The organism is Mycobacterium sp. pUA109, from assembly GCF_041287095.1.
Classification (GTDB): Bacteria; Actinomycetota; Actinomycetes; order Mycobacteriales; family Mycobacteriaceae; genus Mycobacterium.
Genome location: NZ_JBGGKS010000007.1, coordinates 67358 through 90781 on the forward strand (window position 1 = coordinate 67358; position 23424 = coordinate 90781).

Sequence of the window (23424 nt, forward strand, 5' to 3'; positions counted from 1 at the left end):
TGAGCGCGAAAAGCGTATGAGACCGCACAGTCGGCACCGGGCTCAACCTTGTTATGCGCCGCCGTATTCCGGGCGCAGCGATCCGGCCAGTGCGGATAGCGGCACCTCGAGGGTGACGGCCCCGCCGTCCATCGACCACACCAACGGGTCCCCGGGCCGAGAGGTGTGCGGCGCCGAGTTTTCCCGCTGCATCGGCACGTTGGGCATGTACAGGATCAGGTTGTCCGGGGTCAACGCGAATGCCTGATAGTTCCCGCTGTAGCCGGGGCCGTCGGGGCCGGGCTGCCAGTGCTCAACCGTGAACGGGTAGCTGCCCGGCGCGTGCGGCGGGGCGGCCGCGTCCAGCGCCGCCGGCAGGATCGGCGCGGCGGCCGGCGGTATCGCCGCCAGCGGGTCGACGCCCGCCTTGAACAGGTCGGCGAGCATCAGCCTGCGTCCCTGTGCCATGTCGAACACGAACGACCGATAGGCGTTGTTGGGCTGGATCCCGAACGGCTCGAAGTCCTCGTGCACGATCAGCGACTGCACCGAACCGGGGCCGGAGAACAGCTGGTAGTCGGCGGTGGCGCTGCTGTCCCGCGGGGTCTCGGCGCCGCTGGCACGCCACCCGTTCATCAGCATGTGGTAAAAGTTGCGCACCACCGGCCCGGAGGTCGGATCGTCGATCATCGAGGCGGGCAGGTCGAAGGAGATGAACCGCTCCGCCTTGCGCTGCGACACAACCAGGGTGGTGCACCGGGCCCCGTCCCACGTCGCGCCCAGTTCGCCGCAGAATTGTTCGGGCGACGCGCTCGCCACCGGCGCGGCGACCACCGCGGCGAACAAAAATCCCAGCGCCGCCGCCGGCGCGCTGGCCCTCATAGTTTGTCTCCGGGAACGACTTTGCTGGCAAGCCATCGGCCGTTGACTTTCTCCATGGTGATCTCCATGCCAACCACCTCGGTGGGCGGACCGGCCGGCGCCTCGGAGCCCGGCGCCGGCGGCGCCTGAGGCACGGCGGCGCTGGTGAACGATTGCTTGACAAACATCAGCACCTCGACCTGATTGCTGGTCACCGATTCGATCGCGGAGCGGACGACGGTGCCACGCGTGGTCACCTTGTTCTCGATCAGCATCGCCCGCAACTGCGAGATGCTTCTGACGTACCTCTGCTTGAACTCCCCGGTCGAGCCGTCGCTGATGGCGTCGATCGCCCGGTCGATCGTGCTGGGGTCGGCGTTGGTGAAGTTTTCGGCGAATGTCTGTGCCGCCGCGAGTGCTTGACGAGCGGTTACCTGCCGCTGGTGCTGCTCGAACAGCAGCCAGCCCTCGTAGGCCGCCCCGGCCAGCAGGGCCAGAACCACCACCACGGCGGTCCCGCGGATCGCGGGCCTGGTCCACCGGCGCGGCCCCCGCGATGTCGCGTTCACCGACCGCCGCCACCAACGCGTCCTTGGCACTGCGCTTTTCGGGTCGCTCGGCTCGTCATCGGTGCCGGCCTGCCCGACAGACGCCTCGGTGACCCCGGGCTCGTCGCCCGATTCGTCGCCGACCACGTCCACCGCAGCTTCCATACCCATCCCGGTACCCCTAGATGATCTCGACATTGCTTGCCAGCCAACGACCATCGACCAGCTCCATCGTCATCTGCACCCTGTTGCGGTCGACCCGTGGGGTGGATAGGACCGCGTTCTGCACCGACTGGTCAACGAACAGCAACACCTCGACCCGGGTCTTGGTCGCCGATTTCACCGCCGCGTCGAGGACCACGCCCTTGCCCGATGCCTTGTTGTCGATCAGAATCTGCCGCAACTGCGAGGACCCCTGACCGTATTCGTCCCTGAACTGCCCGGTCGCACCGGCCATCGCCTCCGAGTACTGCTTGTCGATATCCGCGGCGTCGAGGGTGGTCAAGGTGACGGCGTACTTCTTCGCGGCCGCCAGCGCCGCCTGGCCGGCCGCGGCCGTCTGATCGACTTGGATCAGCCGCCACCCCAGAAAAGCCGAGAACCCCAGCCCGGCGACCACGGCGACGCCGACCAGTATCCGGACCACGCGACGCCGTAACGTCCCGGGCGCCGCTGCGAGGTCGCCACCGCCGTCATCGCCCGATTCGCCTGCCGGATCGACACTCTCGTCGGTGTCCTCACCTCCGACTTCGGCGGCAGCGGCGTTCACGGCATCCGGATCGTCCTGGCCGGCGAGCTGGTCGAAGACGTCTACGGTGGGGGCTTGCTTGAACACGGTGACCTCCCGGGCTAGTTCGGTACCCACGCCGGCAACTTGGGCCCACCGAATGGGGTGGGCAGCGTGTACGGCGGATAGTTCGGGGTGGGATCGGTGGTCGCCAGCGGGTCGAGTCCGGCTGGCGGGCCCGCGGTGTCGTCCCCCGGTGGCCGGGGCGCGTTGCGGGCGCCGCGAATCAGCACCGCCGGGTCGGGGTTGTTGCAGTAGGTATTGAGATACGGTTCCGGGGAATCCGCCTGGGTGGGTGCCAGCCGCGACACCTGGTAATCGCACCGGTACTTCGGGTACAGGTCACCGATCCCCCACAGCGCGTTCGCGCGGAAGATCGTGCCGAAATTGTCGAGGAACGATCCGTGGTCGGGCCGCCACAGGTCCTGCAGCGCGGGTATCCGCATATACAGCAGCTGTGAGACGGTGGTCAGATTCCCCAGCAGCGCGACGACGTTCTCGCGGTTGTCGTTGAGCAGGTTATCGACGTCGGCCAACTGCCCGCTGCCGTTGTCGACGAGCGTCCGGAACCCCCCGTCCATCTTGTTCACCCCGCCCAGGACGTTTTTGAGGTCGACGGCGGTGCGTCCCACACCCTCGTTAACGTCGGCGAAGGTGCTGAACACCACCTGGGTGTTGCGCAGCATGCTGACGGTCTGCGGCAGCACACCGTCGAGCGTGGAGGCCAAGAAGATCCCGCCGTCGAGCAGCCCGGCCAGCTTCTTCGGGCCGTCGCGTCCGACGCGTAACTCGTCGAGCAGCGCGGTCACCTTCTCCGGGTCCAGTTGGGACAGCGCACCGCGGCTGTCGTCGATGATCTGTCCCAGCGACATCGGGATGGTGGCCTGGTCGGCGCCGATCACGGTGCCGTTGGTCAGATATGGCCCACCGCCGTGTTCGGGCCGGAAATCCATATATTGTTCCCCGGCCGCCGACAGTCCCGACACCCGCACCGGGCTGTCCCGCGGGATCCGCACATCGCGGTTGATGGTGGCGACCGCCTCCACGCCGCCGTTCGGGTCGTCGGTGAGGTTGATCGCGGTGATGCGGCCGATCGGTATGCCGCGCAGGGTGACGTCCTGGTTGACCAGCAGCCCGCCCGATTCGGGCAGCAGCACCCGCACCGCGATCGTCCGGCGCAGCGGGTTGATTCGCAGGTCGGTGATCGCGACGTAGGCGGCGACCGCCACTAGCGCGAGCGCCAGCCCGATGCACGAGATCAGGATTCGGCGTTGGGCCACCGCACGGATCACGTCGACGATCATTCGGGCCGAGAGCTCCACCGGGTTCGCCGTCATCGCTGCTCCCCATAGATCTTGGCTAGCAACAGGTTCCATTCGTAGCGCAGGCTTTCGACCAGCTGATGCCAGTCGGTGCCATCCGACCAGTGGAATCCGGGATCGCCGGGATAGTTGATGTCGGGCCACGGCCCCAGCGCCAGCTGATCCAGGGTGACCTCGACGTGCACCGAGGTGGAAGCGAACGCCTTCATCAAGATCCCGATCAGCCGGTTCAGCGAGAACAGCGATAGATTGGGGTCGACAGCGATGTCGTTGAACGTGCCGGCCAGCCGGTTGAGGTCGGCGACCGTGCTGCGCGAGTCGGTGCCCGCGATGGACGGGAACCGGGACAGCTGACGTGTGATGCGTGCGGTGGTGGCTACCAGATCGGCGATCCGGGTGGAGTTTTCCGCGATGACGGCCATCGCCGGCCCCCCGGCTTCCAGGGAATCGCTGAGCGTCTTCGAACGTCCCGCCATCACCGCCGAGAGGTCGGAGGTACGCCGCAACGCGGCATCCAACTGTTCTGACCGGCCGTTCATCTTCGACAGCAATCCACTCGTCTGGTCCAGCAGCAGGCCGACCTTCTCGCCGCGGCCGCCCAACGCCACGCCGGCGCCGTTGATCGAGTTCACCAGGTAGCGGATCGTGCCGCCGTTGACCAGCATCGCCATCGAGTTGAGCACGTCTTCCACGGTCGGTGCGGCGGCGGTGGATTTCAGCGGGATGGTGTCGCCGTTGTGCAGCAGCGGCGCATCGGGGGACGCACTGGGTTTGATCGACACGAAGACGTCCCCGATCAGGGTGGCCGACCTCAGTTCGGCGGTGGCACCGACCCGCAGCGGGACGTCCGAGCGGATCCGCATGTCCACCTGCGCGGTGAAATCATGCGCCCGGATGGCGTGGACTTCACCGATATCGGCGCCCAACAGCTTGACCTTCGCCTGCTCCGGCAGGTTCAGCGCATCGGAGAAAACGGCGGTCAACGCATAGGTTTTGCCGCTGGCCCCCGGGGACGGCAGCGGCAGCGCGTCCAGGCCGGCTGCGCAACCGGCCAACAGCCCGGCCAGGCCCGCGGCCACCACACCCCGCGCGGCGCGGCCGATAACCCCGTTGAGCCCGTTCACGGGGTACCACTGATCCCGTCGTCCATCAGGTTCAGGATGGTGCCCAGGCCGAAATCCGGTGCGTAGTCGCGTAACGTTCCGGTGGCGCACCCCAATTGTTTGAGCCCCATCAGGTTGCAGACTTCCTTGGTGAACATACTGTTCATCACGATCTTGTTGAGCAGCAAGTGGCCGCGGAAACTCCCGCCCACCGGGTCGATCATGTTGTACATGTTGTCGATCGTCATTGGCGCTACATCGAGCAGTTCCGCGATTTCACGCTGATTGTCGGTGAGCGTCGTCATGAGGCCCTGCGTGTTGGCCAGCGTGCCCTGCAACCCCTCGCGGTGCCCCTCCAGGAGCCGGGCCGCCTCGGCGAGAAGCTGGTTGGCCTTCGCGCCGGTGCTACCCGAGCCGAGATCCTCGGCGGCCAGGATGTCGCTGAGCTGCCGCAGGTTGGATCCGAATTCCCGGATAGTGGCATCGTTGTCGGCGGCGGCCTGGGTCAGTTCGGACACGCTGCTGATGATCGCCTGGATGTTCTTCTTGCTGTGGGCACCTTTGTCGGAACCCACCCGCAGCGCCTGGGACAGTTTGTCCAGGGTGGCCCGGATCTGCGGCCCGTTGGCCGACGTGATGTCGGCACTGAGGTTGATCAGGTTCCCCAGCGGCCCGTGTCCCTGATCGTCACCGTGCAACGCCTTGCCCAGTTTGTCGACCATCCGCAGGGTTTTGTCGAACTCGACCGGGGTGTGGGTGCGCACCCCCGGCGGGCCCAACACCGCACCGTCCTTGAGCTTCTCGCCGCCGCGGTAGGGCGGGGTCAGCTCGACCACCCGGTCGGTGAGGATGGAGTTGGACACGGTCACCGCCTGCACATCGGCCGGAATGTCGATGCCGTGGTCGATGGCGAGTTTGACCTCCACGTAGCTGTCTTTGGGCACCACACTGGTGACCGTGCCCACCCCCATTCCCAGCACCGAGACCGCGTTGCCCGCGTACAGGCCCACGGTGTCCTCGAACAGCGCGGTGATCGTCATCGGCCGGTGCATCAGCCGCGGAACGACCACCACCGCCGCGGCAACTGCGACGACGGCGGCGGCGATCAGGGCACCGATCACCTTGACGTGGCGGCTCATTCGCAGTCCTTGAAGTACTCGACGAGGTTGAACTGGGGGGCTCGGCTGCTGATCGCGCACGCCCACGAGTCGATCAGAATCCCCATCGGGGCGTTGACGTCGAGGGCGTTGCCGCTGCCGGTGGCGTTGGCGAGGTTGCGAACGGCGACCGGCGACGACTGCAAAAGACTGCGCACCAACGCGTCGTGGTCGTTGACCATCTTGGTGAACTCTTGCGCGTCGCCCAGCAGCTTATCCAGGGCGGGTTCGTCGGCCATGATCGTCTTGGCCTGCTGAACGAGCGTGGTGGCGCTGGCGAACAGCCGCTGCACCGCCGCGCGCCGGGTCGCGATCTCCCGCAGCAGGTCTCGGCCCTGCACGATCAGGACCCCCAGATCGGCCCGCTGGTTGGCCAGCATGGTGGTCAGCGTGTCGGCGTTGTTCAGCAGGGCGCCGAGTTGATCACGCCGATCCCCGATCACGTCGGCCAGCGACTGCAGATTCTGCAACGCCGGCGGCAGGGCCTCGGGCAACCCTTGCAGGTTCGCATCGAGCACATTCACCGATTCGACGACGCGATCGGCGTCCAGCGGTCCGAAGGTCTTCGTCGCACCGGCCAGGGTGGCGGTCAGATCGTAGGGAACCTCGGTGCGCAGATCACCGTTGGGCCAGCGCAGCGGGATGGTGCGCTGGGGAAGGCTGCCCGCGCCGGCCGGCGACAGTTCCAGATATCGGGATCCCAGGATCGTGGTCAGTTTGATGCCGGCCCGGGTGTCGGCGCCCAGGCGCACGCCGTTGCGGACACTGAACTTGACCACCACATGGTCGCCGGCGAGTTTGACGCCGTCGACGGCACCGACCTGAATTCCGGCGATGGTGACCCCGTCGCCCTTCTTGATCTGCGCGGCCTGAACGAACTCGCCGTGGTAGGTGGTTTTGCCGATGTTGAGTTGGCCGTAGCCGACCACCCCGAGCAGCAGGACGCCGAGCACCACCAAAGCCACCGCCCCGAGCCAGGTGGCGTTGTAGGCGTCGAGGGGACGGATCAACCGGGTGAGCTTGTTACGCATGGGGCTCACCGACATCCCGGGGTGTGCCAGACCTCGTGACCGTTGCCCCGGGTGGCGGCGGCCACGATCCCGCGGAACCACCAGTACAGGTCGTTCCACAAACCGAAGTCGACGTCACAGGCGTATCCGTTGAGGTAACTGCCGTCTTGGGTGACCCGGGCGATCCCCTTCATCAGGCCCGGCACATTCGACACCGCGTAGCCCAACCGCGGGCGACCGTCGTGCAGGGCGTAATCGAGCATGCCGGGTTGCCGACCGACGAGCTGTTGGGCGTCGGGCGTGACGTTGTTGACGATCGCGGCCAACCGAGAAACCGTCGAGTTGATCGATCCGGTCGAGTCGACCAGTTCCTGCCGGCGGTCCGCCAAACTTGCCATCACACTCCGGGTTTCGCGGATCATCGTCTGCAGGTTGGTGTCTTGTGACGCCAGGCTGGCCATCAACTCGTTGAGGTTGCCGATCAGGTCGCCGAGCACCTGGTCGGGACCGGCGAACGTTTCCGCCAACGCCGACGCCTGGGTGGTCACCGCCAGCACCGAGGTCGTGTCCCCGCCGAACGCGCGGACGATGGCGTTGGTCAGGTTGTCCACCTGTTCGGGCTCCAGCTGTTCCAACAGCGGCTCGAACCCGTTGAGCGCGTGGGAGATATCAAACGACGGGCTGGTGTGCTCCAGCGGTATCTGGCCGTGGTCGCCCAGTGGCTGCCCCTTGTTCACCACCGGGTCGCCGGTGCGGGTGCGCTTGCCCGCCGGCTGCGCCAACCCGAGGTAGCGCTGCCCGATGATGTTCTGGTAGGTCACCGACGCGATGGTGTTGGTGTACAGGGTCTGCGTCCGTTGCACCCGGAACGTGACCTTGGCCAGGTTATCGGCCAGTTCGATCTTGTCCACCCGGCCGACCCGCACCCCGGCAACCCGGACGTCGTCGCCGTCCGCCAGCCCGGACACATCGGTGAAGATGGCCGAGTACGTGCGCGTCGGCCCCGACACCCCGCGCACCAAGGTGCCGAACACCATCCAGGTCACCGCGACCGAAAACACCAGGAAGATCACGGAACCGATCAACGGTTTGCGATACCGGTTCATGGGGCGTCTCCCGGTGTGACCTGCACCAGCGATCCGCGCACCACCGGACCCAACAGCAACACGGTGGCCGTCGTGGCCTCCCCGCCGACGATCCGGCCCATTTGCTCCCTTTCCTCGCTGCTGCCGATCGGCCCGATGTTGCCGCCGATACTCCGCTGCGAGTACACCCCGGCGGGCGGCGGCGCTTCGGCGGGCAGCGGTGGTGCCGGTTCACCGGGCGGCGGTGGTGGCTCAGCGGACGGCGGTGAGTGGTCCTGCCACGGTGGCGGCGGAGGCGCCGGCGGTCCCTGCGGGTCGTCGGGCATCGAGTGCCGCGGCGGGGTCACATTGGGCCGGTTCTCCGCCGCACCGGGTGGCGGCGGGATGCCCATCGAACCCAACGCGGGGAACAGATCCGGCGCTGTCGGGACTTCCGGGGCGGTCTGGCAGCTGGGTCCTTCCAGGGCGCCGTAGCGGGGGCAGTCGGCACGCACGTAGCTGCGGCTCGGGGTGAATGAGGCGATCACCTTGACGGTGATGAGATTGTTGTCGGGGTTGAACGCCTCGTCGTAGAACTTGTTCGCCAGCGTTTGCAGCCGCGTCGACACACCGTGGAACTCGCCGGCGTGGTCGGCGAGCACGCCCAGCGTCGGTGCCAGTTGCGTCGTGATGGCAACCAGCCGGTCGGTCTGGTGATCGAACGCGTCACCCAGCATCCCGGTGGTGCCCAGCCCCGACGATAGGAGATCGGTCAGCTGCACGCGCTTTTCGGCGATGGTCCGCATCGGCTGGATCGAGTCTTGCAGCGCGTCGAACAGTTCCGGGGTGGTCGCTCGCAATCCGCCCGCGGCGGCGCTCAACGCCGCCAGCGTCGACGGGCCGCTGGCATCCGGGGAAACCACCGTATTGAGCTGCGCCATAATCTCATTCAGTTCATGCCCGGCGTCGGTCAGTTGCTGGCCGCGGCCCTGGGTCGCCTCACCGAGGGCCGCGATCACCCCGATACTGTCGGGATCGGGTTTGCGCCCCGTCGCGGCGAGCAGTTGGCGCAGCTTGGCCACCACGTTCTGGAACAGCACGGTCGGCAAGGTGGTGTCCTCGTGCACGACCGAGCCGGTCCGCAACGGTCCCGGGCCCTTACCGTTGTCCACCAGTTGCACCGCCGACACCGCGAAGGCGTTGCTCGGCACCACCCGGGCCGTCACGGTGCTGGGGATACCGGCGGCGTAGGACGGGGTGAGGTCGACGTGCACCAGGTTGGGCTGGTCCTCGTGGGAGGGGGTGATCCCGGACACCGACCCCACCAGCACCCCGCGAAACTTCACATCGGTGTGTGCCGGCAACCCGTCCCCGATGTTGAACATCGCGAGGTCGACCTTGACGAGCTCGTCCAGTTTGCCTTCGGATTTCTGAACCATCAACACCGAAAAGGCGGCCGCTACCACGGCGAAGACCACACCCACGCCGATCAGGGTCCGGTTGTTCGGGCTGCGCGGATCGAAATCGTAGGAGTTCGGCATCGTTACCCACCGAACCTGGCGCCGGACGCAACTCCCCAAAACGCCATGGTGAGCAGCATGTTGACGATCATGACGGTGGTCAGACTGTTCCGCATCGCACGTCCGGCGGCCACTCCCACACCGGCCGGACCGCCGCTGGCGAAATACCCGTAATAACACTGCATCGTCGAGGAGATGAAGACGAAGACCACCGCCTTCATCGTCGCCTTCAGAACATCGCCAGGGTTGACGAACAACGAGAAATAGTGCAGGTAGGAGCCGGCGGACTGGCCGGCGATCATGCTGGCGCCCTGGGCGGAGGCGTAGGTGGTCGCCAGCGCGATCAGGAACAACGGGACCGCCGCGATGACGCCCGCCGTCACTCGGGTGACCACCAGGTAGGAGACGGAGTTGATGCCCAGCACGTCCATCGCGTCGATTTCGTCGTTGATCCGCATCGCACCCAACTGCGCGGTGAAACGGCATCCCGCCTGGGCGATGAACGCCATCGCGATCATGACCGGCGCCAATTCGCGGGTGGTGGCGAACGACGAGATCAGCCCCATCGCCGGGCCCAAACCCAACAAATTCAGCGCGTTGATCGCCTCGACGGCCACCAGTGCGCCCGCGGTCAGTCCCAGCACCACCGCGACGTTGACGGTGCCGCCGCCGACGACGATCGACCCGTTCCCCCACGAGACGTCCGCCAATATCCGCAGCATTTCGCGCCGGAAATACAACAGCATGGCCGGGATCGAGGCCAGGATCTTGCCGAAGAAATAAACGAGGTGCCCCGCCCTGCCGAACGCGCCGCCGACAACGTCAGCACCGGCAAGGACCGGGCGAACCCCAAAGGCCTGAAATCGGGTGGGCGTGGCCATGGCTTACAGAGTGGTCCGCGGGAAGACGATGACGTAAAGCTGGCTCATCAGCACATTGACCATCATCAGCAGCAGCACGGATTCGACCACTGCGGCGTTCACCGAGTTCGCCACGCCGGCGGGACCACCGTGGGTGTTCAAACCCTTGTGGCAGCAGATGACGGCCACAATCGCCGAGAACACCATCGCTTTGGCCATCGCCAGGGTCATGTCGCCGACGGTGGCGAAGGACGAGAACGTCGCGATGAACGAACCGGGGGTGCCGTTCTGGATGTACACGTTGAACAGGTAACTCCCGATGTACCCGACGAACGCGGTCACTCCGGTTAGTCCGAGCCCGACCAGGATCAACGCGGCGAGCCGGGGCACCACCATGCGACGCAGCGGCGAAACCCCCATCACCTCCATCGCCGCGATCTCTTCGCGCATGGTCCGGGCGCCCAAGTCAGCGCAGACCGCCGAACCGACCGCCGCGGCGAGCAGCAGCGCCGCCACCAGCGGGGCCCCCTGCCGGATCACCACCAACCCGGTCGCCGCCCCCGACATCGACGAGGCACCGACTTGCCCGGCCAGCAGGCCGAACTGGACGGACAGGGTGACGCTGATCGGGATAGTCACCAAAATCGTGGGGGTGAACGCCGTTGATGCCATGAAGGCCATCTGCTCGATGAACTCGCCGGTCTGGAAGGTCCGGGTGAACAAGTCATAGAACAGATACCCGATGGCCCGGATCCCGAGCTTCACCTGGCCGCCGAAGGTGTTCAGCGAGAGGAACGGGTGGTTCTGCAGATAGCGGCGAAACCAGCCGACGATCTCCCCGATGCCGGATCGTTCGACGGGGTGAGACGGGGCGTCTGCGGTGTCTGTCAAGGCGCACTCCCTCGCGGTTGAGGGTGGCCCGGGGCATCAGCAAACACAGACGTCAATAAGACTGTGCTAACGGTCATTTCCCCTCCGGGACAGTCAGGTCTGCGCCACAGTAGCCCAGCCGACCACGAGGGTGTGCGGTTTCGACAAATCGGATTGATACGTCTAGCTCCGAGGCGACGCATGCGACTTTGTCCAATCTCCCGGATCTCCTCGGCGCTATCAGGTTTCTCACAGGATGGCCCTGTGACGGAGGAACTCTCATCTGGGTAAGGGCCCCGACGGCGGATCTGGACGGCGTCACAACCGCTAGCACCGTCCCCATTTACCCCTAGTACCAAGGCTTCTCATCGTGTGACGCGGAGCCAGCCGCGGCCGCGAGCGTTCCATAAGTTGGCTCATGCTGGGGCCGTGGCGGCGCAACGCGGCTGGCTGCTGGTCGCGCCTCGACCCGGCCAGGCGCTGAGCTGATCTATCAGACGTTCGCGATTGGACGCCGACACCGCCCACCCCTCGTCCAGGGCGGTGCCAAAAACCGGCGCGGACCCCGCCGCCTTACCCCCTCCAGCTTGCAGTGCAACCCCCAGTTCAGCGTCCGACCCAGCGACCACAGCTGGCCTGGGCGGATTCCGGGGCCAAGTATGTCGGCATCCGTCGCCAGGATTCACTACACGTGGGAGAGAAAATTTCGGTGCCTGGTTGGTGCCGGTCACAAAACTTGGGTTACGGTTCGCGTGCGCAGCACGGCACGGTTACGAGCGCGAATTCGCGCGCGAGCACTAGCCGCCGCGGAGCCACCCACCGGGGCGCACCTGCAATTCAGCTCACCGATCCGCCGTATTGCGCTGGGCGCGTTGACATCTAGACATCGCGACGAGCCGATTGAACGCACTGACCGTCGGCGCCGTTATCCGCCGCTCGAGGCCTCCCAGTCAGCGATCTCGCGACCGAGATCGGTATGCGGCGGGTCACCGTAGAGCCATTCGCGAGCGATGCGATACCAGTTGTTGGTCACCTCCAGGTGCCCGAGTATCCCGAACGTCAAAAACTCAGCGCGCCGGGAGAATAGGTGCTCGGGCGGCAGCATCTGCCGTCGCATGTCGGTGAATTCCACACTGCGCGGGTCGATCGCCATCACGATGGCGGCCGTTGCCATCTCCGGCGTGATCGCGATCTCCTCGTCGACCATGTGCCAGCCTCCCACCGCCAACACGTAGTCCATGCATTCCTGCGCGGTGACAGCCGAACTCGCGTCCACGATTCCGCGGTCGACCATGAGCCGATACAGCTCCTCGGCCTTTCCCTCGGCGGCGATGCGAAGGTATTGCCGCTCGAACTCGACGTTGACCGGATCCATCCGGTGATACAGGCCGAAGTCGACGAACTCCACCTTGCCATCCGCGCCGAGCAGAACATTGCCCGGGTGGGGGTCGCCGCAGAACTCGTTGTGGCAGAACAGCGAACCGATGTAGAAGCGGTGAATTACTTCGCCGATGCGGTTACGGTCATCGGCCGGCAGGCTACGCATCTGGTCGAAGCCGACGCCCTGGGCAAACTCGGTCACCAGCACCCGCGGGGTGCTTAACTCCACGACGCTGTCCGGAACCCGGATCATTGGATGGCCGCGAAATTGCCGCGCCACGTGGCGCTGGGTACGTGCCTCGGTCAGATAGTCCAACTCATTTTCGATATTGCGGCTGAATTCGTCGAGCATCGCTGTATTGGCAGCCGGCCACGCGGATCTCCACAGTTTCATCAGCAGCGCCAGGTTGCGCATGTCTGCTTTCACCGCCTGCTGGACCCCGGGATACTGGACCTTGACCGCGACGTCCCGGCCGTCGCGAAGCCGCGCCCGATACACCTGGCCGATCGACGCCGCAGCAATCGGGGACTCGTCGAAGTCACTGAACACCCCCGACAAGGGTCCGAGATCAGCCTCAATCACCGCGCGCATGGCGCTGAAGGGTTCCTTTGGGGCCTGGTCGCGCAACGCCGCAAGCTTTTGCCGGAAACGTTCGCGATGCGATTCCGGCACGAGATCGACATCGAAAAGCGAGAGCACTTGGCCCAGCTTCATCGCCGCGCCCTTCATATTTCCCAGAACCGCTAAGAGATTGTCGGCGGCAGCAATGGTCGCACGTTCTGCGAGTATCGCTTTCGCGTCCTCGGAGCGGCCGATCATCGCCAGGCGCACCCCCGCACCACTGACCGCACGTTTGGCCGCCAGCCGGCCTAACTTACTGCCACGCGAGAGTCGCCCCCGCGGAATTCGATCCACAACCAGCCCCCTGTGCGCTGTCCCCCAGCCCAGCCGCAGGGTACCGAACCATCGACCGAATTTGCCACCATCAGCGCTGAATATTTACTGGCAGGGACGTCAATTCCGTGGCCGAACAATCAATTGGTCGCTTATAGTTCGGCCGTGGAAAAGGGAGAGATTTTCGCCGCTGTTGCCGAGGAACGCCGCGGCCTTGCGGACCTGCTCGACACCTTCTCGGAAGCGCAGTGGGCCGCGGCGTCGTTGTGCGAGGCATGGACGGTGCGCGACGTTGCTGCGCATCTGGTCACCCCACTGATCACGCCGATGCGTAAAGCTGTGGTCGCGGTTGCGAAGGCACGGGGTGACCTCGATAAAGCGATCATCGCCATGACGGCAAGCGTTGCCCGCCGCCACGGCGATAACCTTCCGGCGCTGTTACGCCAACACGCCAACAACCGCTTCCAGCCACCGTTGATCGGCCCGATGGCACCGTTGACCGAGGTCACCATCCACGGCCAGGACATCCGCCGACCACTGGGTCTCAGCCGAACCTTCACTCCCGCACAGCAGTTGGCCATCCTCGACTTCCTCACTTCGCCAGCGGCGAAGAGAGCTTTTCGGCGCAACACCACCAAGGTGCGGTGGGAAGCCACGGACCTGGGCTGGTCCCACGGCGACGGCCCGGCGGTCCGAGGTCCCGCAGAAGCGATCATGTTGGCGCTCACCGGTCGGCGTGCCGCCCTGGCCGATCTTCGCGGTGACGGGACCGAACAACTCGGTAACCACCTGTAGACGGAAGTCGTCCGCGACCGGCGCGGGATCGCGGTGTTTACCCCCTGAAAGCCCGCCGCGACACCGGGCCGACTGTCATGCCGACAACTCAGCGATCGCGGGCACAACGTGGTCGATGAAATCGACGACTTCGGCGACCGCCTGGGCCGATTCCGGCACCAGCGCCGCCGCCGCCTGAAAGACGTGTACCTGGCCGGGCCACGTTTGCAGCGTGCATGGCACACCTGCGTCGGCGAGCCGGTCGGCCATCAGGACCGCATCGGGGTACAGCATCTCGCTACTGCTCGCCTGGATGAGGGTGGGCGGCAGCCCGCTGAGGTTGCAGTCCGCCGGAGACAGCAGAACCTCGCCCCGGTTCAGCCTGACGCGATCGTCATACACCCTGGTAATTACCGACTCAGAGAACAGCGCGCACGCCTTGGCCGACGGAGCAGCGAGCTTGCCGGAAATCTCGCACGTCGTGAGCGGCGAAATCGCGACGAGCGCGGCCGGCATTGGTAGACCTGCATCCCGGATGCCCAGCGCGGTGGTGAAGGTGAGGTAGCCGCCTGCGGAGTCGCCCATCACCACGATCCGCTCGGGATCGATCCCCATGTCGAGCATGTGGCGGTACGCGTCGATGCCGTCAGCGACCGCGTCGTTGATGGAATGCCGCGGCAGTTTTCGGTAATCCACATGGAGCGCGGACGCCGCCAACATCGTGGCGAACCGACCGACCATTTGGCGGTGCAGGTACCGGCCACCGATGTAGAAAGCGCCGCCGTGCAGGTACAGAATGAACCGGCCCGACGTCGGCTCGCCAGGGGTGACGATTTCTGCCTCGCAATGGGTCAACGTCTGCGGCTGGTACGTCACACCTGGGATCGGCCGAAGCGCGCGACCAGCATGATCGATGAGGCAGTACGGCCAGGGCAGCCATCGCGTTCGCACCCACGCGCGCAACCCCACCTTCACGGTCGCCCTCAGCGTGCATCCGAGCACCTGCGACTGCACGCTGCCCCCAGGGAAGTCGATGCGCTCGACGCTGGGCCCTCCCCCCGGCATTGCCACCCCTCACTCAGCGTTTCGACCCAGCGACCGCAACATCTGCCCTGGGTAGATTCCGGGGATCAGTATGTCGCTACCGGACACCGGGATTCACTGCACGCATCGAAGAAGATTTACGTGTCCCGTTGGTTCCGACGACAACTGCCCAGTTCACCGGGGCCCAACGCCGGCAATCCGGGCCGTACCGGCAGGCGGGCACCACGTCCAATAACAGGAACGTAAATTGTGGCGCAGCACAAAGCGTGGCGGGGCCAAACTCCCGCAACGCCGTCGGCAGCATGGGCGCGAACCGTCGTTGAGTTGCGCTGACAGCTCGCCCTGCCAGCAACCGGTGTGACAGGTGACAAGGCAGTCGCTCACGCTGATATGCACATTCCGCTCTCAATCGGACTGTTGTCGGTCACAATCGGGTCCGTGACAACTGCCTTGCCGCGTATTCCCGAAGACTCGCCCCTTCGACAGGCGATTGAATCGCGAATTCCTGAGATGACCGACGACCTGCTGGACGCTGCGGTCAAGGCTGTTCGATGGCCGACCACCATGCCCAGTGAGCCCTTCCAGGTCGAAATCGGACCGCTGTTGGCCGCCGCCTTTCCCGTCGTGGCCGCCGCCATGGCGGAGGGGCGTCAGCTCAGCACAGACGAAGTGTCGTCGTTTGCGGTGCCCATCGTGGAACGCCACGCCGAGGACGGCATCCCGCTGCCGGCCCTGTTCGCCGCGCTGCACGGAGGTCTGCGGCGGTGCTGGGAGATCGTGGTGGATCTGGTACCCGATGTCGACGCGGCCACGCTGGCCGCGGTGGGCGTGCACCTGTCCGAGCTGACCGGAACGTGCAGCGTGGTAATAGCGGAGGTCTACCAAGACTCGGACTTCGTGCTGCGCGCCAGCAAACGTGACCAGCTGCAGACACTGTGCAAGGCGTTGGTTGCCGGCGACCCCACCGCGGCGATGCTTGCTCAGGACGCCAGCGTCGAACTCAGTGACCGCTACGACATCCTTGCCATCGAGGTCGCCGCCGCGCCGGCACCGCAGACGGCTCACGAGGTGCTGCTCGCGCAACGCAGGATGCGCTACGCCCAACACGTCCTGTACGAGTTCGGATCAACCGATATCCTCAACACCTTCGACGGCTACACCGGCACGGTCCTATTACCGACGCCGTTGGTCGGCGAGGGAGCCCTCGAGGCACTCGTCGACGCGCTCACGACACGCTTTGGCGTCGATATCTACGCCGCGGAGTGTCGCGCAACGGAACTCTTGGGCATCCCCGCTGCGGTCGCCGAAACCACCGAGATCGCCCGGCTCGCGCGCCAACTCGGCGGACACCCGGGCCTCCACCACCTCGACGACCTGCTCTTCGAATACCAGGCCACCAGGCCTGGACCCGCCAGGGACTTCCTGGCCCAGCGCATCGCACCACTACAGCAGCACCCCGCCCTGCTGGACGCGCTTGAAGCGCATCTTCGCCACGGGGCGGACCGAAAGGCTGCGGCGGCCGAACTATTCATACATCCGAACACGCTGACCTACCGGCTACGGCGTATCCATGAAATCACCGGCATCGATCCCAGCGACCCCCATGGCTCCCGCCTCCTCGCCGCCGCCGTCACCATTCACATCGTCGACCACGCCGAGAAGTAGCCCTCCGCGCAACCGACCCTTGACAAACGGCGGTGGCGTGTCCAAAGATTCGGTGGTCGTTATCGGATCGTGACCCAGTGGGTGGATCCGAACCGTGATACACGGGGATCCGGCGGGGCGGATCGCGTATCGACAGCTACAAGGGGGGTGCTGCGATGGTCCAACCCACTGACCCGACCACCGCCGAGATCGCAGAATCGTGCGCCCAAATCGCCGAGGCAGCCGCGGATCTGCGCAAGCTCGTCTCTGACTGCGCTGGGCTGGCGGCCCGACCCGGCCCACCAACTGGGTCAGAGGCCGGAGCGCCAGTGCGCGGGGACCTGCAACGGCGCATCACCGCGGCAATGACGGCCGCGACCGGCACGATTGACAACCTGACGGTCCTGCTCGCAGGCGGCGCACCGCCACCCGGAGCCGCCGCGGCGCCGTTGACGAACAAGCAGCATCGGGTGGGATGGGCGGACGAGTCGACCGACACGGTGCCGATGAAAAAATGCACCCCGGCGTAGCCTGACAGCCGTTCTTCAGCTGGGCGGGTCACACTGCCCCTATGGCCACCCAGTCCGACCGGTGGATCGCCACCGCCCGCGCGCTGCGCCGGGCCGGGTTCGGCGTGACCGGCCCGCAGGTCGACGTGGTGGCCGCCCAAGACTGGTCGGCCTACATCAATGCCGCGCTGGACGTGGACCCCGACGCCGATCCCGGCGCCCAGGCCACCCCGATGCCCACCCTGCCCGCACCGCACGCCCCCGGTAAAGGCTCGAGCACCGAACAGCGCAAGCTGTACAACCGGCAGCTGTCCGAGCAGATGGCCGCGCTGTCCGCCTGGTGGCTGCGCCGCATGGCCGCCGTCGAGCAACCCATCCACGAGAAGCTGACGCTGTTGTGGCACAACCACTTCGCCACGTCGGCGACCAAAGTCCGGGTCGCGGACTTCATGGCGGCGCAGAACCAGAAGCTGCGGACCCTCGCGCTCAGCGATTTCCGCAGCCTGGCCTACGCCATGCTCACCGACGCGGCGATGCTGCGCTGGCTCGACGGCCAGTCCAACACCGCCAAGGCGGCCAACGAGAACCTGGCCCGCGAATTCATGGAGTTGTTCGCGCTGGGCCACGGGAACGGCTACACCGAGGCCGATGTGCGCGCGGGCGCCCGGGCGCTGACCGGCTGGGTGATCAAGGCCGACGGCCGCACCGCGCTGGTTCCCAAACGCCGCGACACCACCGCCAAGACCCTGCTGGGCCGCACCGGCGATTTCGATGCGGCCGGGTTCTGCGACGCGGTGCTGGCCCAACCCAAGTCGCCGGGGTACATCGCGGGGCGGCTGTGGCAGCAGTTGGCCTCCGACGACCCGCCCCCGCCCGCCGCATTAAACCGCGTGCTCACCGCCTACGGTCCGGGACGTGACCTGCGGGCGCTCACCGCGGCGATCCTCACCGCCGCCGAATTCCTCGGCGGCCGAGGCGCGGTCGTCGACACCCCGGTGGAGTGGCTGGTCGGCGTGATCCGGACGCTGCAAGTGCCCCTCGACGGCCCCAAACGGATCGAGATGGTCGATGCCACGCTGACCGCGCTGGGCCAGCGCCCGTTTTATCCGCCCAACGTCGGCGGCTGGCCGCGCGGGCAGGTGTGGCTGTCCACCGCCAGTGCCGGGGAGCGGTTGCGCGCCGCCGGCAGCCTGGCCCGCGCCGGGGACCTGTCCAGCATCGAGGACACCGCCGCCGGCGACCGGATCGACGCCGCCGGCTATCTGATCGGGGTCGGGGCGTGGTCGGACCGCACCGTCGCCGCGCTCAAACCGCTGCGGCGCCAGCCGGTCCGGCTGGTGGCCGCCGCCGTCAACACACCCGAATACCTGACGTCGTAACGGGGTTGCCGATGGCTGAGATCAATCGCCGCAAGTTTCTGGTCGCCAGTGTCGGCGTCGGCGCCGCCGGGCTGCTGTCTTACGGGGCGGTGAGCTGGCCCGACCTGCTACGGGCCGCCCAGGACCGGCCGCTGCCCGACGGCAGCGGGGTGCTGGTGATCGTGACGCTCTACGGCGGCAACGACGGTATCAACACGCTGATCCCCTACGCCGACAACGCGTATCACGACGCCCGCCCCGAACTCGCCTACGCCCCGGGCGAGGTGTTGCAGCTGGATGACCGGCTGGGACTCAATCCGGCGCTGAGCGGGCTGGCGGGGCTGTGGAGCCGGCGCCAGCTGGCCGTGGTGCGTGGGGTCAGCTATCCGCAACCCGACCACAGCCATTTCCGGTCCATGGACATCTGGCAGACCGCGTCGCCGACCGAACCCGTCTCGACCGGCTGGATCGGCCGCTGGCTGGACGCCACCGGCGACGACCCGCTGCGGGCGGTCAACATCGGCTCAGTGCTGCCGCCGTTGGCGGTCGGCGCCACATGCACGGCCGCCGCGCTGACCCCGGCCGCGTCCCCGGGATCGGCGGAGCGGTTCACCGCCACCATGGCCACGCTCGGGGCCGATGATCCGGACGACACCGCCGCGATGGCGGCGGTGTGCGCCGCCTATCGCGCCGCCCGCAGCACCGACGCCACGTTCGCGCCGATCCGCGCGGCCGGCACCGAACACAACAGGCTGGCCGCCCAACTGCAGCTGGTCGCCCAGGCGGTGCAAGCCGGGGTGCCGACCCGGGTGTACGCGGTGCAGCTGGGCGGGTTCGACACCCACGCCGACGAACGCGAAACCCAGCAGCGGCTGCTGCAAACCGTCGATGCGGCGGTGACGCCGTTCTTGCGGCAGATGGCCGACGACCGGTACGGCAAGAACGTCGTCATGCTGGTGTATTCGGAGTTCGGGCGCCGCGTGAAAGCCAATGCGTCCCAAGGTACCGACCACGGCACCGCCGGACCGGTATTCGTCGCCGGCGCCCCGGTGAGGGGCGGGTTTTACGGCGACGAGCCCAGCCTGACCGACCTCGACGACGGGGACTTGAAGCCCACCACCGATTTCCGCGACATCTACTACGAACTGCTGGCCCGCACGCTGGCGACCGATCCCACCCCGTCGGTCGGCACCGGTCGCAAAGCTCTGGGTTTTCTTGGCTAAACCGCGCCGACTCAGAACAGGTTCAACAACCAGGACGGGTCGAACAGCTCGGTGACGATGGTGCCGGGAAGCTCGCTCGCCGCCGCGGGCAGTAGGCCACCCAGGCCAGCCAGCAATGCGGACGGATCCACCACGTCGCCGAGCAGCTTGGTGAACTCCAGCGAGCCCAGATCCAGCGGGAGGGCCCCCACGGTGTTGCCCACCGGATCGACCATGCCGCCGGTCAGCAGCGCCCCGGCGATCTCGCGCGGCAGGTAGTTGACGAAGCCGTCGAGCAGCCCGGTGAACAGCCCGATGTCGATCTTGAGCAGGTTGTCGAGCAAGCTGATGTCGGCGTCCTGCATGGGTTGCAGCAGCCCGTTGAACAGCGGGATGCCGGCGCCGCCCAGCGGTCCGAGGTCGATGCCGACCCCCCACTGGCCGTTGAGGACGGCGTCGGTGACATAGCCCGGACCCGCGACCAGGGCGGCCAACGCGTTCAGGTAGTCGCCGGATCCGATCGCCCCCTGGACCGCGCCCAAGCTGGTGTCGAATGCTTCCACACCGTTGACCAGCGGCCCAATGGCAGCCAGCCCCAGCACAATCGGCGCCGGCAACAGCACGGAAAGAATCAGCAGCGGGTTGCCGGACGTCAGGTCGCCGATGAGCTGTCCAGCCTCATTGATGATGGTGGTCAGGGTCGGAATCAGGTTGAGGATGTTGCCGATGTTCAAACCCGCAATGGCCGCCAAGAGTCCCTGCACATCGGTCAGCAGGTCGCTGTGCAGGCTGATCTCGGGGGCGAAGCTCGTCAGCGTTTGAAACACGTTGGCCGCGTTGTTGAACATCTCGCCGGGCACGTCGATGATCGACGCCGGGTTCGCCAGGATGTCGGTGAAGTAGCCCATCTGGTTGTGCAGGATCGCGCCCAGGACAGGTGCCGGGTCGGCGAACCGTTCGCCGACGATGGCGGACAGGTCGTTGAAGGAATTGGTCGCCAACGCGGAGTAGACCCCAATGGGGTCGGTGGGGCTGCCCAGATCGGCGAGTTGACCGATGTCGATGCCGGCCGTCAGCTGCACCGCGGGCATCGGAACGTCGGACAGCGTCGGTGGCGCCGCGACCGGGGTTACCGCGATCACGCCGGCGCCGACGACGGCGATCCCGGCGGTCAGATACACACGGAGCGCTTCCTGCATGGTCATGTCCTTTGCTGGCACCGAACCCACCACCGCAACCGGCGGCGAGGTGGATCACACTGTAGCTAAGAAAAACCTGATAGGACCAGAAACGAGCTATGAGCGCTCGAGGATCGATGCTGAGAATCTCCCAGCGTTTTTGGATGCTTCTTAGGCGCCTATCAGTTAGCATTCCTCCAAGCTGTGATGTATCTCACAACACAGAGTGGAAGGGCGGTCACCATGCAGCAGCTCGCCACCCGTCCGTGGATCACCGCCGGGGTCGCACTCGCCGGAGCCAGCCTGATCGCCGTCACCCCGGTCACCGCGCCGCCGCGGCCCGATGTCGCGCTCCCCGACATCGAGTTCACCGCTGGGTTGGACCCCATTACGCCCTGGGTGGACGTCATCCAACAGGCCAGCACCAATGTGTCGGACCTGGTCACGGCGTGGAGCAGTGATCCGTTCCCGATAATCCGGCAGATCGCCACCAACCAGATCGGCTACCTCGAGGACATCTTCCGCGGCGACTTCGGGGCCGCCTTCAGCCAGATCGCCCACAATCTGCAGGCCGGGTTTACCGCGCCATTCGTCCCCGACGCCAATCTGCTGAGCACCGTCGAGGCGACCTGGTCCAGCACCCTGCCCGGCCTGGCTGGCCAGCTCGCAATCCGTTCCGGGCAAGCCGCGGCGGCACTACTGCTGGGCGGACCGGTCAACCACCTCAATGTCTTTGACTTCGCCTACGGCGCCACCGCCGACGATGCGTTGCTGCACGCGCTGCTCGGGTTCACCGCGTCCCCGCTCAGCGGCGTGCTGATCGGCGCGGTCGGCCCGGTGCTCAGCCCGGTGCTGGCGCTCGGCGACAGCATTCAGGCCATCGTCGGCGACCTGTCCGGTCCCGAGACCGACCCGCTGGCGGCGCTGAACGAGCTGATCAATATCCCGGCGCACCTGACCGGCGCGTTCCTCAACGGCGGCGAGTCGCTGGACCTCACCCCATTGCTGTCGCTGGTGGAGCTGCCGCCCGCGGTGGAGGCACTGGTCGACATCAACAACGTCGATCTGCAACTGGGTGGGCTGCTGAGCCCGGCCGGGTCGCTGTTCAACGCCCTGGGCTTTGACGTCAGCGTTCTCGGCGGCACCGTCGGCATCGATCTGCCCGGCTACGGGGTCGGCCCGATCGGTTCGCTGATCGCCTTGACCCAAGCCATTGCCGACGCGATCACCCCGTCCAGCGCCGACATGTTCAGCGTCCTGGGCGGCGACCTCGGCGGCCTGGCCGGCGAGATCCCCAACCTGTTGGCCGGGCTACTGGCGTTTTAACCCAGCCGGCGCAGCCGCGGCGCCAGGTCGGTTTCGAACAGCTGCAAAAACCGCCGCTGGTCGTGACCGGGTGCGTGGAACACCAGGTGGTTCAGACCCCAGCTCACGTACTGGCCGACCTTTTCCACCGCCTCGTCGGGGTCCGAGGCCACGATCCAGCGTTTGGCGACCTGCTCGATCGGCAGCGCGTCGGCGGCCTTCTCCATCTCGATCGGGTCGTCGATGCTGTGCTTTTGCTCGGCGGTCAGCGACAGCGGCGCCCAAAACCGGGTGTTGTTCAGCGCCAGTTCGGGATCCGGGTCATAGGAGATCTTGATCTCGATCATCTTGTCGACATCGTCGACATTGCGCTCGGCCGCGGCCGCGCCGTCCCGGACCGCGGGCAACAGCTTCTCGGTGTAGAGCTCCTCACCCTTGCCCGAGGTGCAGATGAACCCGTCGCCGGCCCGTCCGGCGTACTTGGCCACCGCCGGCCCGCCGGCGGCGATGTAGACCGGCACCCCGGTCTCGGGCACGTCGTAAATCGAGGCACCCTTGAGCCGGTAGTAGTCGCCGTCGAAGTCGACCCGATCGCCGCCCCACAACGCGCGCATCAGCCGCACCGATTCACGCAGCCGAGCGAACCGCTCCTTGAACTCCGGCCACTGTCCGGCGTAGCCGGTGGCGATCTCGTTGAGCGCCTCCCCGGTGCCCACCCCCAAGAAGATGCGCTCGGGATACAGGCAGCTCATGGTGGCGAACGCCTGGGCGATCACCGCCGGGTTGTACCGGAAGGTGGGGGTCAGCACCGAGGTGCCCAGCGTGATCCGCTTGGTGCGCTCCCCGACCGCGGTCATCCAGGCCAGCGAGAACGGCGCGTGCCCGCCCTCATGCCGCCACGGCTGGAAATGATCGCTGACCGTCGCACTGTCCATGCCGTGCGCTTCGGCGGCCACACCCAGCTCGACGAGTTCGCGCGGCCCGAACTGCTCAGCCGACGCCTTGTATCCCAGTTTCAATTCAGCCACCTGATCGTTTCTACTCCCCCGTCCGG

At 66.5% G+C, this 23424-nt stretch carries 21 protein-coding genes; 6 read left to right on the top strand and 15 right to left on the bottom strand.

Annotated elements, in window-relative coordinates; all coding sequences use genetic code 11:
• Positions 1-51 precede the first annotated feature (51 nt).
• The 12 genes from ACAG26_RS10220 to ACAG26_RS10275 all read right to left on the bottom strand — a co-directional run bounded on the left by ACAG26_RS10220 (position 52) and on the right by ACAG26_RS10275 (position 13383).
• Positions 52-861, bottom strand: coding sequence for a hypothetical protein (locus tag ACAG26_RS10220; protein ID WP_370481796.1), 810 nt, complete (start codon positions 859-861; stop codon positions 52-54).
• Positions 858-1541: an Mce protein gene (locus tag ACAG26_RS10225; RefSeq protein WP_370481798.1), complete on the bottom strand. Its 684-nt coding sequence runs from the start codon at positions 1539-1541 to the stop codon at positions 858-860. The genes ACAG26_RS10220 and ACAG26_RS10225 overlap by 4 nt, the downstream gene beginning before the upstream one ends.
• A gap of 28 nt (positions 1542-1569) precedes the next feature.
• Entirely contained in the window at positions 1570-2253 is a 684-nt protein-coding gene (locus tag ACAG26_RS10230; protein ID WP_370481800.1) for an Mce protein, read from the bottom strand.
• Positions 2238-3512, bottom strand: a complete 1275-nt coding sequence (locus tag ACAG26_RS10235; RefSeq protein WP_370481801.1) for an MlaD family protein — start codon at positions 3510-3512, stop codon at positions 2238-2240. The genes ACAG26_RS10230 and ACAG26_RS10235 overlap by 16 nt, the downstream gene beginning before the upstream one ends.
• The gene (locus ACAG26_RS10240; RefSeq protein ID WP_370481802.1) at positions 3509-4621 is read right to left on the bottom strand and encodes an MCE family protein; all 1113 of its coding nucleotides are present in this window, start codon (positions 4619-4621) and stop codon (positions 3509-3511) included. Before ACAG26_RS10240 ends, ACAG26_RS10235 begins: the two co-directional genes overlap by 4 nt.
• Positions 4618-5739, bottom strand: coding sequence for an MCE family protein (locus ACAG26_RS10245; RefSeq protein WP_370481803.1), 1122 nt, complete (start codon positions 5737-5739; stop codon positions 4618-4620). Before ACAG26_RS10245 ends, ACAG26_RS10240 begins: the two co-directional genes overlap by 4 nt.
• On the bottom strand, positions 5736-6788 hold the full coding sequence (locus tag ACAG26_RS10250) for an MCE family protein (protein WP_370481805.1): 1053 nt from the start codon (positions 6786-6788) through the stop codon (positions 5736-5738). The genes ACAG26_RS10245 and ACAG26_RS10250 overlap by 4 nt, the downstream gene beginning before the upstream one ends.
• Positions 6789-6793: 5 nt before the next feature.
• Complete coding sequence (locus ACAG26_RS10255; protein ID WP_370481806.1) at positions 6794-7873, bottom strand: MCE family protein; 1080 nt, start codon at positions 7871-7873, stop codon at positions 6794-6796.
• Positions 7870-9372: an MlaD family protein gene (locus ACAG26_RS10260; RefSeq protein WP_370481807.1), complete on the bottom strand. Its 1503-nt coding sequence runs from the start codon at positions 9370-9372 to the stop codon at positions 7870-7872. The genes ACAG26_RS10255 and ACAG26_RS10260 overlap by 4 nt, the downstream gene beginning before the upstream one ends.
• A gap of 2 nt (positions 9373-9374) precedes the next feature.
• Entirely contained in the window at positions 9375-10232 is an 858-nt protein-coding gene (locus ACAG26_RS10265; RefSeq protein WP_370481809.1) for an ABC transporter permease, read from the bottom strand.
• A 3-nt stretch (positions 10233-10235) separates the two neighbouring features.
• Positions 10236-11054 (bottom strand): MlaE family ABC transporter permease, encoded by an 819-nt coding sequence (locus tag ACAG26_RS10270; protein WP_370482100.1) that lies wholly within the window; start codon positions 11052-11054, stop codon positions 10236-10238.
• A 952-nt stretch (positions 11055-12006) separates the two neighbouring features.
• Complete coding sequence (locus ACAG26_RS10275; RefSeq protein WP_370482102.1) at positions 12007-13383, bottom strand: ABC1 kinase family protein; 1377 nt, start codon at positions 13381-13383, stop codon at positions 12007-12009.
• 6 nt (positions 13384-13389) lie between these two features.
• Here ACAG26_RS10275 and ACAG26_RS10280 point away from each other — a divergent pair, with 6 nt between their 5' ends.
• Complete coding sequence (locus ACAG26_RS10280) at positions 13390-14151, top strand: maleylpyruvate isomerase family mycothiol-dependent enzyme (RefSeq protein WP_370481811.1); 762 nt, start codon at positions 13390-13392, stop codon at positions 14149-14151.
• Positions 14152-14226: 75 nt separating this feature from the next.
• On the opposite strand, the gene ACAG26_RS10285 is transcribed toward ACAG26_RS10280, so the two are convergent.
• On the bottom strand, positions 14227-15144 hold the full coding sequence (locus ACAG26_RS10285; protein WP_370481813.1) for an alpha/beta hydrolase: 918 nt from the start codon (positions 15142-15144) through the stop codon (positions 14227-14229).
• Between the two features lie 387 nt (positions 15145-15531).
• Between ACAG26_RS10285 and ACAG26_RS10290 the strand changes: the two genes are divergently transcribed.
• The 4 genes from ACAG26_RS10290 to ACAG26_RS10305 all read left to right on the top strand — a co-directional run bounded on the left by ACAG26_RS10290 (position 15532) and on the right by ACAG26_RS10305 (position 19908).
• A complete protein-coding gene (locus tag ACAG26_RS10290) occupies positions 15532-16839 on the top strand; it encodes a PucR family transcriptional regulator (RefSeq protein ID WP_370481815.1) in 1308 nt (435 codons plus the stop codon).
• A gap of 308 nt (positions 16840-17147) precedes the next feature.
• Positions 17148-17348, top strand: coding sequence for a hypothetical protein (locus ACAG26_RS10295; protein WP_370481817.1), 201 nt, complete (start codon positions 17148-17150; stop codon positions 17346-17348).
• A gap of 41 nt (positions 17349-17389) precedes the next feature.
• Complete coding sequence (locus tag ACAG26_RS10300) at positions 17390-18706, top strand: DUF1800 domain-containing protein (RefSeq protein ID WP_370481820.1); 1317 nt, start codon at positions 17390-17392, stop codon at positions 18704-18706.
• An 11-nt stretch (positions 18707-18717) separates the two neighbouring features.
• A complete protein-coding gene (locus ACAG26_RS10305; protein ID WP_370481821.1) occupies positions 18718-19908 on the top strand; it encodes a DUF1501 domain-containing protein in 1191 nt (396 codons plus the stop codon).
• Between the two features lie 11 nt (positions 19909-19919).
• On the opposite strand, the gene ACAG26_RS10310 is transcribed toward ACAG26_RS10305, so the two are convergent.
• A complete protein-coding gene (locus ACAG26_RS10310) occupies positions 19920-21086 on the bottom strand; it encodes a hypothetical protein (RefSeq protein ID WP_370481823.1) in 1167 nt (388 codons plus the stop codon).
• 222 nt (positions 21087-21308) lie between these two features.
• On the opposite strand from ACAG26_RS10310, the gene gjpA reads away from it, so the two are divergent.
• A complete protein-coding gene (gene gjpA, locus ACAG26_RS10315) occupies positions 21309-22391 on the top strand; it encodes an outer membrane porin GjpA (RefSeq protein ID WP_370481824.1) in 1083 nt (360 codons plus the stop codon).
• On the opposite strand, the gene fgd is transcribed toward gjpA, so the two are convergent.
• A complete protein-coding gene (fgd, locus tag ACAG26_RS10320; protein ID WP_370481826.1) occupies positions 22388-23398 on the bottom strand; it encodes a glucose-6-phosphate dehydrogenase (coenzyme-F420) in 1011 nt (336 codons plus the stop codon). The two genes, gjpA and fgd, sit on opposite strands and share 4 nt — an antisense overlap.
• Between the last annotated feature and the right edge of the window lie 26 nt (positions 23399-23424).